This window comes from Indioceanicola profundi (assembly GCF_003568845.1).
In the GTDB taxonomy this organism is placed as follows: Bacteria; Pseudomonadota; Alphaproteobacteria; order Azospirillales; family Azospirillaceae; genus Indioceanicola; species Indioceanicola profundi.
This window is the reverse complement of record NZ_CP030126.1, coordinates 3,428,182-3,440,599: the sequence shown is the minus strand read 5'-3', so window position 1 is coordinate 3,440,599 and position 12,418 is coordinate 3,428,182. Positions and strand designations below refer to the sequence as shown.

At 66.7% G+C, this 12,418-nt stretch carries 16 protein-coding genes and 2 tRNA genes; 6 read left to right on the top strand and 12 right to left on the bottom strand.

Going from position 1 to position 12,418, the window contains the following annotated elements:
* Positions 1 to 654: 654 nt before the first annotated feature.
* The 6 genes from rpsT to DOL89_RS16430 form a co-directional block, all read right to left on the bottom strand.
* On the bottom strand, positions 655 to 921 hold the full coding sequence (rpsT, locus tag DOL89_RS16455) for a 30S ribosomal protein S20 (protein ID WP_119680132.1): 267 nt from the start codon (positions 919 to 921) through the stop codon (positions 655 to 657).
* A 203-nt stretch (positions 922 to 1,124) separates the two neighbouring features.
* Positions 1,125 to 1,901, bottom strand: a complete 777-nt coding sequence (locus DOL89_RS16450) for an enoyl-CoA hydratase (protein WP_119680131.1) — start codon at positions 1,899 to 1,901, stop codon at positions 1,125 to 1,127.
* Between the two features lie 109 nt (positions 1,902 to 2,010).
* Positions 2,011 to 2,274, bottom strand: a complete 264-nt coding sequence (locus tag DOL89_RS16445; RefSeq protein WP_162937577.1) for a hypothetical protein — start codon at positions 2,272 to 2,274, stop codon at positions 2,011 to 2,013.
* 172 nt (positions 2,275 to 2,446) lie between these two features.
* The gene (gene mutM, locus DOL89_RS16440; RefSeq protein ID WP_119680129.1) at positions 2,447 to 3,292 is read right to left on the bottom strand and encodes a bifunctional DNA-formamidopyrimidine glycosylase/DNA-(apurinic or apyrimidinic site) lyase; all 846 of its coding nucleotides are present in this window, start codon (positions 3,290 to 3,292) and stop codon (positions 2,447 to 2,449) included.
* Positions 3,293 to 3,406: 114 nt separating this feature from the next.
* Positions 3,407 to 3,829: a DsrE/DsrF/DrsH-like family protein gene (locus tag DOL89_RS16435; protein ID WP_119680128.1), complete on the bottom strand. Its 423-nt coding sequence runs from the start codon at positions 3,827 to 3,829 to the stop codon at positions 3,407 to 3,409.
* A gap of 10 nt (positions 3,830 to 3,839) precedes the next feature.
* Positions 3,840 to 4,661, bottom strand: coding sequence for a HesA/MoeB/ThiF family protein (locus DOL89_RS16430; protein WP_119680127.1), 822 nt, complete (start codon positions 4,659 to 4,661; stop codon positions 3,840 to 3,842).
* Positions 4,662 to 4,914: 253 nt separating this feature from the next.
* On the opposite strand from DOL89_RS16430, the gene DOL89_RS16425 reads away from it, so the two are divergent.
* Together DOL89_RS16425 and DOL89_RS16420 are read left to right on the top strand one after the other, a co-directional pair.
* Positions 4,915 to 5,103 carry a type II toxin-antitoxin system HicA family toxin gene (locus DOL89_RS16425; RefSeq protein ID WP_225889833.1) on the top strand — a complete coding sequence of 63 codons (189 nt, stop codon included), beginning with the start codon at positions 4,915 to 4,917 and terminating at the stop codon, positions 5,101 to 5,103.
* Positions 5,104 to 5,157: 54 nt separating this feature from the next.
* Entirely contained in the window at positions 5,158 to 5,538 is a 381-nt protein-coding gene (locus DOL89_RS16420; RefSeq protein WP_119680126.1) for a type II toxin-antitoxin system HicB family antitoxin, read from the top strand.
* 45 nt (positions 5,539 to 5,583) lie between these two features.
* Here DOL89_RS16420 and cysK read toward each other — a convergent pair whose 3' ends face one another.
* The 4 genes from cysK to gpt form a co-directional block, all read right to left on the bottom strand.
* Positions 5,584 to 6,540: a cysteine synthase A gene (gene cysK / locus DOL89_RS16415; protein ID WP_119680125.1), complete on the bottom strand. Its 957-nt coding sequence runs from the start codon at positions 6,538 to 6,540 to the stop codon at positions 5,584 to 5,586.
* Between the two features lie 202 nt (positions 6,541 to 6,742).
* Positions 6,743 to 7,819: a ferrochelatase gene (gene hemH / locus DOL89_RS16410; protein ID WP_119680124.1), complete on the bottom strand. Its 1,077-nt coding sequence runs from the start codon at positions 7,817 to 7,819 to the stop codon at positions 6,743 to 6,745.
* Between the two features lie 99 nt (positions 7,820 to 7,918).
* A complete protein-coding gene (locus tag DOL89_RS24995) occupies positions 7,919 to 8,083 on the bottom strand; it encodes a hypothetical protein (protein ID WP_162937576.1) in 165 nt (54 codons plus the stop codon).
* A gap of 121 nt (positions 8,084 to 8,204) precedes the next feature.
* Positions 8,205 to 8,687 carry a xanthine phosphoribosyltransferase gene (gene gpt / locus DOL89_RS16405; RefSeq protein ID WP_119680123.1) on the bottom strand — a complete coding sequence of 161 codons (483 nt, stop codon included), beginning with the start codon at positions 8,685 to 8,687 and terminating at the stop codon, positions 8,205 to 8,207.
* A 180-nt stretch (positions 8,688 to 8,867) separates the two neighbouring features.
* Here gpt and DOL89_RS16400 point away from each other — a divergent pair.
* A tRNA-Arg gene (locus tag DOL89_RS16400) sits at positions 8,868 to 8,944 on the top strand.
* 39 nt (positions 8,945 to 8,983) lie between these two features.
* Positions 8,984 to 9,060: transfer RNA gene (locus tag DOL89_RS16395), tRNA-Arg, on the top strand.
* Between the two features lie 33 nt (positions 9,061 to 9,093).
* On the opposite strand, the gene DOL89_RS16390 is transcribed toward DOL89_RS16395, so the two are convergent.
* Together DOL89_RS16390 and DOL89_RS16385 are read right to left on the bottom strand one after the other, a co-directional pair.
* Positions 9,094 to 9,330 (bottom strand): hypothetical protein, encoded by a 237-nt coding sequence (locus tag DOL89_RS16390; protein WP_119680122.1) that lies wholly within the window; start codon positions 9,328 to 9,330, stop codon positions 9,094 to 9,096.
* A 52-nt stretch (positions 9,331 to 9,382) separates the two neighbouring features.
* Positions 9,383 to 10,504 (bottom strand): patatin-like phospholipase family protein, encoded by a 1,122-nt coding sequence (locus DOL89_RS16385; RefSeq protein ID WP_119680121.1) that lies wholly within the window; start codon positions 10,502 to 10,504, stop codon positions 9,383 to 9,385.
* A gap of 137 nt (positions 10,505 to 10,641) precedes the next feature.
* On the opposite strand from DOL89_RS16385, the gene DOL89_RS16380 reads away from it, so the two are divergent.
* Both DOL89_RS16380 and coaBC read left to right on the top strand, forming a co-directional pair.
* Entirely contained in the window at positions 10,642 to 11,064 is a 423-nt protein-coding gene (locus DOL89_RS16380; protein ID WP_119680120.1) for a flagellar basal body rod protein FlgC, read from the top strand.
* A 100-nt stretch (positions 11,065 to 11,164) separates the two neighbouring features.
* Positions 11,165 to 12,418, top strand: coding sequence for a bifunctional phosphopantothenoylcysteine decarboxylase/phosphopantothenate--cysteine ligase CoaBC (gene coaBC / locus DOL89_RS16375; RefSeq protein WP_119680119.1), 1,254 nt, complete (start codon positions 11,165 to 11,167; stop codon positions 12,416 to 12,418).

Genomic DNA, 12,418 nt, shown 5'->3' with positions numbered 1-12,418 from the left:
TACCCCTGCGCTCCCGCCACCCGCTGCCCGGATCGTCACCGCTTGCCCCTGGAGGCCGCCTCCGCCTTCCGGCGGCCGGCTCGACCCTACTCTGTCCCAACGCCGCATGGCGGGATCAGGACCGCCCCCCAGATCATCATCGTTCCGGTGATGCATCCCCGTCACAACAAGTCACCTATTGCCACGCTGTTGATCAGAACCGATGCCTGAAAAAGGCACGACCCACCCGCAGGCAACCCAAATGAATTGCCCGTCGACAGCTTGAACATTCAAAGAGATGGAACCAATCCGGAAGGTCAGATCTTTGGGTGAGACTTTTCCATCATCTTCCCCGTCCGCCTTCCAGACTTGTTCGTCTGGCGAGCGACCCTTGTCTTTCCTGGTCCCGCTCCTGGCGCCAAAGCGCGTTCGGGAATGCTAGACGGGCTTGGCCCCACTGGCAACAGGATCGAAAAGGGAACAGCCTAAAAAGCAAAATTCGTGCGCCGCCGCGGCTCGGATCATGTTCAAGGGCCATTAACAGGCGGTGAAGATCCGGCGCTACAGTGTCATCCGGTCCGATCAAATCCGGACCTGCGGGGGAATGGCCGGAAATGAAAAACCGCGCGGCCATGACGCCGCGCGGTTCGCCTCACACCCGGTCCCGCGCGGCGCTCAGGCGCCCAGCGCCTTGATGCGGCCCGACAGGCGGGACAGCTTGCGGGAGACGGTGTTCTTGTGCAGAACGCCCTTGCTCACGCCGCGCATCAGCTCCGGCTGAGCCTCGCGGAACGCGGCGTTGGCGGCGGACTTGTCGCCGCTGGCGATGGCCGTCTCCACCTTCTTCAGGAAGGTGCGGATACGGCTGATGCGCGCACGATTGACCTCGGTGCGGCGCTCGGTCTGACGGATACGCTTCTCAGCGGACTTGTGATTAGCCATAGGAAACCCTTTTGCGGACCGGGTGGTGCCGTTGGAAGCGGCGCTTATAAGCCTGTGCGCCTGCCTCGTCAAGCTTAAGACTCATGCAGCCGGGTCCGGGCAACCCGCCGCAATCCTCCATCATCCCGGCGCAGACCGGGCGACGGAGGATGTGGCGCAGGATGCGGCGCGAGGCAAGCCCGGAACTTGAATAGCCCCCCTGCTCACCGGTCCTGGAAGTTGGGCTGGCGCTTCTCGACGAAGGCGGCCATGCCCTCCTTCTGGTCCTCCAGCGCGAAGGTGCTGTGGAACAGGCGGCGTTCGAACAGGATGCCCTCGGCCAGGCTGCTCTCGAAGGCGCGATTCACCGCTTCCTTGGTCATCATGGCGACCGGACGGGACATGTCCGCGATCCGGTTGGCGGTCTTCATGGCCTCGTCCATCAGGTCGGCGGCAGGCACCACCTTGGCCACCAGCCCGGAACGCTCCGCCTCCGCCGCATCCATCATGCGGCCGGTCAGGCACATCTCCATAGCCTTGGCCTTGCCGATGGCGCGGACCAGACGCTGGGTGCCGCCGGAGCCAGGGATGGTGCCGATGGTGATCTCCGGCTGGCCGAACTTGGCCGTATCGGCGGCGATGATGATGTCGGCCATCATCGCCAGCTCGCAGCCCCCGCCCAGCGCATAGCCGGCCACGGCGGCGATGGTGGGCTTGCGGCAGGTGGCCAGACGGCCCCACTTCTTGGTGATGAAATCCTTGAGATAGGCGTCCATGTAGCCGAAGCCCGCCATCTCCTTGATATCGGCGCCGGCGGCGAAGGCGCGCTCGCTGCCCGTTACCACGATGACATTGATCGTGGGGTCCTCCTCGAACGCGTTCAGCGCCTTTTCCAGATCGGTGACCAGCCCGTCGGACAGCGCGTTCAGCGCCTTCGGACGGTTCAGCCGGACGATCCCGACCTTGCCGTTGGTCTCGACCAGGATGTTTTCGTAAGACATCGGTTCCTCTCCCTCTCTAGCCCCTGCGGGCTGCGCGGCCGGGCCGGTTGGTTCCGGCATCGGTGGCCCGCGCGGCCGATTCCATTCCGCACCGGATTTCCGGCCGGCGTCAGCGCGGCGGGTTCAGCGGCGACAGCAGGAAACGCACCCGCGTCCTGCCGCCGGCATCCGCAACCCGCAGCTCCAGCCGCTCCCTCTCCCGCCGCCAGGCCCCGTCGCCGTCCGGGGTCCAGCCGAGCTGGGGCAGGGATTCGGCATAGAAGCGGCGCACCGCGGCGGCCGGCGCCGTCCCGTCGGCCAGCACCTCCACGATGCGGCCATCCGGCTGGTCGAACAATATGGCCGTGTCCTGCCCAGCCGTCAGTCCGGGCATCAGAGGCACATCCTCCGTCCCGGGGACGAATTCATCGGCGGCATGGGAAGGGCCGAGCGGCGCCATACAGGCCAGCCCAAGCCACATCAGCGCCGCCAGCCCGCGGCGTCTGGCACTCGAACCGGATCGTTCCCTGGGGCGCGCTCTGCTGACCATGGAGAGGCCTCATACCTTACCGCTGTTTGCGCGGACAGTAGAAAGTGGACCGTCCGGACTGGACGATCCGCTGGATGCCGCCCGTCCGGGACAGGTCGCAGTCGCAGCCCTCGCAGGCCATGCCTTCGCGTCCATAGACCTTGAAGCTGTGCTGGAAATATCCCAGCTCGCCATCGCTGGCCTTGAAGTCCCGCAGGGTGGAGCCGCCCGCCTCGATCGCCTCGGCCAGCACGTCGCGGATCACGGGCACCAGCCTTTCCGCCCGCCTCCCCGCCACCGTGTGGGCCAGCCGCTTGGGGCTGATGCCGCTGCGGAACAACGCCTCGCAGACATAGATGTTGCCGAGTCCCGCTACCACGGTCTGGTCCAGCAGGGCCGATTTGATGGGCGTGATCTTCCCCTCCAGCGCGGCGCTCAGCGCCTCGGCGTTGAAGCTGTTGCCCAGCGGCTCCGGCCCCAGGCTGGCCAGCATGGGGTGGGCTTCCAGCTCCTCCTCCGGGATCAGGTCCATGAAGCCGAAGCGGCGGACATCGTTGTAGGTGACGGTCCAGCCATCTTCGGTCTCCACCACCAGATGGTCATGCGGGGCGCGGGGATCGGCCGGCGGGCCTTCGCGCACGATCATGGTTCCGGACATGCCGAGATGGGTCAGCCAGACCTGCCCATCATCCAGCCGGATCAGCAGATATTTGGCCCGCCGGTCCAGCGCCGCCACCCGCCGGCCGGTGAGGCGGGCGGCGAAATCCTTCGGGAAGGGAAAGCGCAGGTCCGGCCGGTACTGGCGCACCGCCTTCAGCACCCGCCCCTCCAGCCGCATGGCAAGACCCCGCCGGACGGTTTCGACTTCGGGAAGTTCGGGCATGGGAAGCAGGCGCCTCGTAGGTCGGATCAAGCGCAGCGCCGATCCGACACGGTGGTGAAGACCGGTGAGACCGTGTCGGACCATCGCCCCTCCGGACTCGGTCCGACCTGCGCCTCACACGAAAACCAGATGATGCCCCGGCGGAACGCCGCCCAGCAAGGTGACCACGCCCGCGGTCTCCACCGCAAGGCCGGGGCGCAGCACGGGCTTCTCCACGCCCAGCGCCCGCCAGCCCATCTCGCAGGCCAGGAAGCGCACGTCCAGTTCGCCGCAGGCCTCCAGCAGCTCCTCCATGGTCGCCACCCGGCGCGCCTCCAGCACGGCCTCGCGCTCCGCGGCGGGCGTCCCGTCGTCCGCCGGGTCCAGCTGCCGCCAGCCCTGCCCGTCCATCAGGGCCGGCAGGGCGCGGCCGGTGAAGAACAAAGTCACCGGCCGTCCGGTGGCCGCAGCCCCGCTGGCCAGAACCAGGGCGTAATGCACCCGGTCGTATCCGCCGGCATGGATGACGATGGCGAGACCCTGGCTTCCCTCGGGCATTCGCGGTTCCTCAGCCCTGGCGGTGGTGGGACAGGTCGGTATAGGCGGGATGGCTCCCGCAGAGCGGGCAGTCCGGGTCCTTGCGGATCTTCACCGTGCGGAAGGAGGTCTCCAGCGCCGAATACATCAGCAGCCGCCCCGACAGCGAGTCGCCGATCCCCAGCAACTCCTTCAGCACCTCCACCGACTGGAGGGAGCCCATGGAGCCTGCCAGCGCCCCCAGCACGCCGCCTTCCGAGCAGCTCGGGATCATGCCGGGCGGCGGCGGCTCCCGGAAGACGCAGCGGTAGCAGGGGTGCGGATCGCCGAGATGGGCCTTGAAGGTGGACAACTGCCCGTCGAAGCGCAGCATGGCGGCGCTGACCAGCGTCTTGCCCGCGAAATAGCAGGCATCGTTCAGCAGGAAGCGGGTCGCGAAATTGTCCGTCCCGTCCGCCACCACATCATAGTGGGACAGGATCTCCATCACGTTCCCGGCATCTAGCCGGGTGCGGTGGGCGATGACCTTGACGTCGGGGTTCAGCCGCTTGATGCGGGCGGCGGCGCTGTCCACCTTGGGCAGGCCCACGCCGGCCGTCTCATGCACCACCTGGCGCTGAAGGTTGGAGAGGTCGACGACATCGTCATCCACCACCCCGATCCGCCCCACCCCGGCGGCCGCCAGATAGAGCAGCATCGGCGCGCCCAACCCGCCGGCGCCGACGATGAGGACGGATGATCCCAACAGCTTCCCCTGCCCCTCCCCGCCCACTTCGCGGAGCATGATATGGCGGGCATACCGCTCAACCTGGGTGTCGGTGAGGTCGATAAGGGGGGCGCTGGGCTGTGTCATGGCGGGGACTATGGTGCCGGGCTGGATGCCGCGCAAGGGGTGGCCGCTGAACCCACATTTGTGCAGGAGTCATGAATGGCATTGCGGCAGCCACCGCCATGAATGGACAAGATAGGTGATCTTACTACTAGAGCATGCAAGAATGGATGTGCATCACAATGGCATGCTCATGAATTCCCGCCATCTTCGCACCCTCCGCCGCCTCCATGCCAACCCGGTCTCCGGCACCATTCCCTAGTCCGACATCGAGGCCATGTTCCGGCATCTGGGCGCCACGGTGGCGGAAGGACGCGGCTCACGCGTGCGCGTCCTGCTGAATGGAGTTGTGGCGATTTTTCACCGCCCCCATCCGGAGAAGGAAACGGACAAAGGTGCCGTTGTCGCCGTCCGGGATTTCCTGGCGGCTGCCGGGATCACCCTCGACGATCCGACCCGACATTGATATCATATTTTGATACCACCACATCCTTGCCGGACCGGACAGGCTTCGACCGCGATGCAGTACAAGGGATATACGGCGCGCATCACCTTCGATGAGGAGGCAATGACCTTTCATGGCCGGGTGATCGGAATCCGGGATGTGGTCACCTTCCAGTCCGACAGCGCAGCCGGCCTGATGCAAGAGTTCCGCGACAGCGTGGACGACTATCTGGAATTCTGCGCAGAAACCGGCATAGCGCCGGACAAGCCCTTTTCCGGGCGCTTCCTCGTGCGGGTCGAGCCGGGCCTTCACCGGCGCGTCTCCCAAGCCGCCGCTGCTCGCGGAGAAACACTGAACCAGTATGTGGTGGGGGCGCTTGCCGGCCGGCTGGCGGCGGAGGATCAGGGCGTCGTGCCTGTCGAAACATCCGACACGGCCCCCAGCCCATCGGAATAGAGGGAAACGGGGCGCAGCAGGGAAACCCGCTGCGCCCCTCCTCGCTTACTCCAGCCCCTCGAACAGGGCGGTGGAAAGGTAGCGTTCGGCGAAGCTGGGGAGGATGGCGACGATCAGCTTTCCGGCCATCTCCGGCCGGGCGCCGATCTCGAACGCCGCGGCGATGGCCGCGCCCGAGCTGATGCCGACCGCCAAGCCTTCCACGCTCGCCACCTCGCGCGCCATGTCGAAGGCGCGGGTGTTAGAGACGGTCAGCACCTCGTCGATACGGTCCCTGGCCAGGATGTCCGGAACGAAGCCGGCCCCGATGCCCTGGATCTTGTGCGGGCCGGGAAGGCCGCCGGACAGGACGGGGCTATCCTCCGGCTCCACCGCCACAATGCGGAAATCGGGCTTGCGGGCCTTGATCACCTCGGCGACGCCGGTCAGCGTGCCGCCGGTGCCGACACCGCTGACCAGCACATCGACCCGCCCCTGGGTGTCGTTCCAGATCTCCTCCGCCGTGGTGGCGCGGTGGATGGCCGGGTTGGCGGGGTTCTTGAACTGCTGGAGCATGTAGGCGTCGGGGGTGGAGGCCACCAGCTCCTCCGCCTTGGCAATGGCGCCCTTCATGCCGTTGGCGGCCGGGGTCAGCACCAGCTCCGCCCCCAGCAGCTTCAGCATCTTGCGGCGCTCGATCGACATGCTCTCCGGCATGGTCAGGATCAGCTTGTAGCCTTTGGCCGCGGCGACGAAGGCCAGGGCGATGCCGGTATTGCCGGAGGTGGGCTCCACCAGCGTGGTGCGGCCGGGGGTGATCTTGCCATCGGCCTCCGCGGCCTCGATCATGGCCTTGCCGATGCGGTCCTTGACGGAGGAGAGCGGATTGAAGAACTCGCACTTGCCGACCACGTCGGCCACCACGCCGTGCCGCTCCGCCAAGCGCTTCATCCGCACCAGCGGCGTGGCGCCGACGGTGTCCAGGATGCTGTCATAGATCTTGCCGCGGAATTCGGACGCCATAGAACACCTCCCAAGATGTGGAATTTCGGAATTCCCCTTTGGAGGTGGATATAATCCCGATCCGGTCCGGGACCAATGGGGAAAATCGGGGGTCGGGCAGCGGCATCCGAGAAGGCGGCGCCCCTCGCCATTCAAATTGCCTGGCCGAAGCCAGCCCTCACCCTGAGCCTGTCGAAGGGTGAACCCGCCGGCGCACCGCCCCCTACTCTGCCGCCACTGCCGCCTTCCGCGCGGCACCGATCCAACCGGCCAGCTCCCGCTCCACCATGCCGGTGAGGAAGGCGATGTGGTCGGGGTGGTCGTTCAGGCAGGGGATGTAGGTGAACTTCTCGCCGCCCGCCGCCATGAAGGCGTCGCGCACCTGGCCCTGGATTTCCTCCAGCGTTTCCACGCAGTCGGCGCTGAAGCCGGGGGCGATGATGGCGATCTTCTTCACGCCGCTGCGCGCCAGCTCCTCCACCGTCTTGTCGGTATAGGGCTTCAGCCACTCCGCCTTGCCGAAGCGGGACTGGAAGCTGTGGCGCAGCCTCTCCTCCGGCCAGCCGAGCCGTTCGCGTAGCAGGCGGGCGGTCTTGACGCAGAAGCAATGGTACGGGTCGCCCCGGTCCAGATAGAGCTTCGGCAGGCCGTGGAAGCTGGCCAGCACAAGGTCCGGCGTCCAGTCCAGCCCCTCCAGATGCCGGGTCACCGACCGCGCCAGGGCATCGATATAGCCGGGCTCGTCCGAATAGGCGGGCACGGTGCGCACGGCCGGCTGCCAGCGCATCTTCATCAGCTTGCGGAAGGCTTGGTCGTTGGCCGTGGCCGTGGTGGTGGCCGAATATTGCGGGTACAGCGGGAACAGCAGGATGCGATCGCAGCCCTGGTCCTTCATGCGCTGGATGGCGGGGGCGACGGCAGGGTGGCCGTAGCGCATGGCCCAGTCCACCACGATCTCCGCCCCGTACCGCTCCTCCAGCGCCCTGGCAACACCTTCTGCCTGGGCGCGGGTCACGGTCTTCAGCGGGCTCTCGTTCCGCTCCTCGTTCCAGATGGTCTTGTAGGCGTGGCCGCTCTTGCTGGGCCGGAAGGTCAGGACGATGCCGTTCAGCACCGGCCACCACACCGCCTTCGGCACCTCGATCACCCGCGGGTCCGACAGGAACTCCTTCAGGTAACGGCGCATGTTCCAGTAATCCGTCCCCTCCGGCGTGCCGAGATTCATCAGAAGCACGCCGATGCGCGGCTTCTGGACCGGGGGATGGCCAGCGGGGCGGAGGGAGACGGGGCCGGTGCTCATGCAATCACCTTCGGGCGCGGACAATCGGGACACTGCCCGAAGAGGTAGGGCGGCGTGCCACCTTGAACAGGGGGCAGGCCTGTTGGTCGCAGCCCGATCCTAATCCCGCCCGCGCGATGCCGCCAGCAGGGCGCGGCGGTTGCGGTGGGCGCGCAGCAGCAGCGATGCCGGCGCTTCCCCGCTCAACTGGAACCGCCCGTCCTGGAGCTGGACGCCGTGCCGCTCCAACTCCCGCATCAAGCTCTGTACCGACTTGCGCTGCATGACCCGTCTCTCACCAACACCTTGGTGGGACAGGATAGAGTACCGGCAACGATAACTGAAATCGGTTGAAGCGATGGCGGCGATAGGCACCGCCGATCATACTGCCATCGCTTCCAGCAGGTCAGCGCGGAATCTGCATGTAGCTGATCGGGTTCAAATCCCAGGGGAAATGGATCCAGGTATCCTGGCTGACTTCCGTGATAAAGGTATCCACCAGTGGCCGGCCCGAGGGCTTGGCATAGATGGTGGCGAAGTGGGCCTTCGGCATGATCTTGCGCACAAAGGCCGCGGTCTTGCCGGTATCGACCAGATCGTCGATCAGAAGCCAGCCGGCCCCTTCGTCCTGCACCGCGTCCGGGGCCTTCAGCACCTTGATCTCGCCCTGGGACTGATGCTCATAGGATTTGATCGACACCGTCTCGATGACGCGGATGTTCAGCTCGCGCGCCAGGATGGCGGCGGGCACCAGGCCGCCGCGGGCGATGGCGATGATGCCGGTCCAGGGCCCCTTGTCCGACAGGCGCCAGGCCAGCGCCTTGGCATTGCGGTGCAGCTCTTCCCAGGTGACGGGGAAGTTCTTGGCGGGATCGGCGTGCTCGGACATCCAGGGTACTCCTGCGGGGCGGGACAGGCGGGCACTGATAACCCAAGCGGTGGTGATGGGCAATGCGCGCCTGACCGGATGCTGTCAGAAAGGCGTTGCAATCCCCAACGGCTTCCGCTAGAAGCAGCGGCCTCGACAGCCGGTCCCCACGCCTTGGCGGATGGATCGGTTGCGAAATGCGCGCCCGTAGCTCAGCTGGATAGAGCACCAGACTACGAATCTGGGGGTCAGAGGTTCGAATCCTTTCGGGCGCGCCATTCCCTTCCGCCGACGCGGGAAGGGCCATAGACGGCGTTGCGCCCGTAGCTCAGCTGGATAGAGCACCAGACTACGAATCTGGGGGTCAGAGGTTCGAATCCTTTCGGGCGCGCCACCGCCGGCCAATTGGCCGGCCCTACGATCTCCCTTACGACAGCACGTCCAGGAACATGCCCCGGCGATACCGCGCCGGCAGGCGCAGGATGCCGTTGACCATCAGGGCGGCCAGCTCCCGCGGGTTCGGCCAGCGGTTGCCCGGGCGGCCACGCGGGGGCAGCCGCTCCACCGCGGCAATGCCTGCGGCCGGGCCGCTGCGCTGCCCGTCGGTGGCGGTGCCGCCGATGCTGTTGCCGAAGCCGTTGCCGGTCGGGCGGGTCTGGACCATGGATGCGCCATTCCTGTCTGGGGTAAGCCGGCAATATAGCCGACCCCAGCCCTCACATATAGTCCTTCGCGATATCGATACTGGTACGCTCCCCCACCTTGTCCCAGGTGCCCTCAAGCCATGACTCGGCCGCGGTGCGGCCCAGCTTGAAGAGATGGGTCAGGAACTCCGGCTCGGCCGACAGCTTGGTGGAGGCATGCAGCTCCCGCATCTCCGCCTGGCCGGATATCGCATGCATCAGGACGTGCTTGTACTGCGCCGGGTCCAGCTGGCCGCTTTCGGCGAGGCGGGTCACGAAATGCACGGCCCGCATCTCCCGCATCAGGGAGGAGTTGAAGGTGATCTCGTTGATCCGGTCCATGATCTCGAACGCGGTCTTGGGCACGCCCGGCCGCTCAATGGGGTTGATCTGGACCAGCAGCACGTCACGGGTCTTGCTTTCATAGAACAGCGGCCACAAGGCGGGATTGCCCATATAGCCGCCGTCCCAGTAATGGCGCCCGCTATACTCCACCGCCTGGAACAAAGTGGGCAGGCAGGCGCTGGCCAGCACGGCATCGGCGCAGAGGTCCTGGGTGCGGAAGATATGTACCTTGCCCGACTCCACATCGGTGGCGGACAGGAACAGCTTGATTCCGCCCGGCTGGCGGATGCGCTTGAAATCCACCACATCGTTCAGCACGCCGCGCAGCGGATGCAGGCCGAAGGGGTTGGTCTGATAGGGGCTGCTGAACAGGTTCAGCACGTTGAACAAGCTGTAGAACGGGTTGTCGTTGATCCGCCAGCGCCCCAGCGCACGGGAAACCGGGGTGCGCTGCAGCGGGGAATTGCGCCCCAGCTCGCCCATGCGGTGCCAGAACTCCGCCAGCGACGCCCTGGCCCCCTCTCGCCCGTTCGTGGCCCAGCCATGGGCCAGCACCACGGCGTTCATGGCCCCCGCACTGGTTCCGCTGATCGCCTCGAACTCCAGCCGCCCATCTTCCAGTAGAGCATCCAGCACGCCCCAGGTGAAAGCGCCATGGCTGCCCCCGCCCTGGAGGGCAAGATCGATGCTCTTGGTCTGGACAGGAGCCGATCGCTCCCGCGCCTTCGGTTCCAGTACGGCTGAACCGGCCGTCCGTGTGGGCGGTGCGCTTCGGCGCTTGGGGCGAAGGCGATTGAACAAGCGGTGCATCTGTGGACTCCGGCGAACTTTGCTGCACTGCAACATGGCGGAGAAGATAACATCGCTGTGGTCGATCACAAACCCCAGCCAGCCGACAGTTGCGCGCCGCCCCGATCGAATGGATAATCATGGGCACGGGAGGAGCCATGCCCAACGCCATCACCACCGCCCTGTCCGGCGCGCTCGCGGCGCAGACCCGCATGGCGGGCAGTGCGTCCAATGTGGCCAACATGCGCAGCACCGGCGCATTGCCCGGCAAGGACGGAATTATTCCTGCCGGCGCGCCCCAGCCCAATCAGGCGGTGCGCACCGTGCAGCATTCCGTTGCTGGTCCGGACGGGCAGGGCATGGGGACCCGTGCCTATACCCGTCCTGCCAACCCGGCCGTGGTGGCCGAGCTCTCCCCCGACAGCCCCTTCGCCAATGAGGATGGCATGATCGCCGCCCCCAATGTCGATCCGGCGGGAGAGCGGGTGGAGCAGATCGCGGCCGGCGCCGCCTACAAGGCCGCCCTGTCCGTGATCAAAACCCAGGATGAGATGGAGCGGGAGCTGGGCCGGCTTGCCTGACCTGCAAGTCTGCCGCGCTCCCCGTCCAACCGGCTTGCGTAACCGCCGCACTCGTCCTATCTAACATTTCACAGTTCACCACCGTTCTTTCCGGGGCGATATGGCAATACAAGGCCTGGAGAATAGGTCCGGCCTACAGGGCCGGCGCGTGCTGCTGATCGTCAGCGGCGGCATCGCCGCGTACAAGACGCCGGAGCTGGTGCGCCGCCTGCGGGAGCGGGGCTGCGCCGTGCGTTGCGTGCTGACCCGCAGCGGCGCGCAGTTCGTGACGCCCCTGGCGCTCCAGGCGGTGAGCGAGGATACCCTCTATCAGGACCTCTGGAACCTGACGGATGAGAGCGAGATGGGGCACATCCAGCTCTCCCGCCAAGCGGATGTGATCCTGGTGGCGCCGGCCACGGCCAACATCCTGGCGAAGATGGCTCATGGGCTGACGGACGATCTGGCCAGCACGGTGCTGCTCGCCACCGACAAGCCGGTGCTGGCCGCTCCCGCCATGAATGTCCGGATGTGGGAGCATCCGGCCACCCGGGCCAATGTGGCGCTGTTGCAATCCCGCGGCGTGCGGATGATCGGCCCGAACGAAGGCGCCATGGCCTGCGGCGAGTACGGGCCGGGCCGGATGAGCGAACCGCTGGAGATCGTCGCGGCGCTCGAGGGGTTCTTCGCGGAAGGCGATGCGCCCAGGCCGCTGGCCGGGCGGCACGCGGTGGTGACCAGCGGGCCTACCCATGAACCCATCGACCCGGTGCGCTACATCGCCAACCGCTCCAGCGGAAAGCAGGGCCATGCCATAGCCACGGCTCTGGCACGACTGGGCGCGCGGGTCACGCTGGTCAGCGGGCCGGTGCAGATCGCCGATCCTGTCGGCGTGTCGGTGGTGCGGGTGGAGACGGCGGTGCAGATGCTGGCGGCGGTCCAGGCCGCCCTTCCGGCCGACATCTTCGTGGCCGCCGCGGCTGTGGCCGACTGGCGCGTGGACAATGCGGCCGGGCAGAAGCTGAAGAAGGGCGGCTCCGGCTCGCCCGCCCTGGCGCTGGCGGAGAACCCGGACATCCTGGCGACCGTCAGCGGCATGGGCCAGGGTCGCCCCGCTTTGGTGGTGGGCTTTGCGGCGGAGACCAACGACGTCGCCGCCTATGCCCGCGCCAAGCTGGCCCGCAAGGGCTGCGACTGGATCGTGGCGAACGATGTGTCCCCCGCCACGGGCACGTTCGGCGGCGACCGCAACAGCGTGCATCTGATCCGCCGCGATGGCGGGGAGGATATCTGGGCCGACCTGCCCAAGAGCGAGGTGGCCGCCCGTCTGGCCACCGCCATCGCGGATCGTTTCGAAACCGGAAAGACAGAGTGA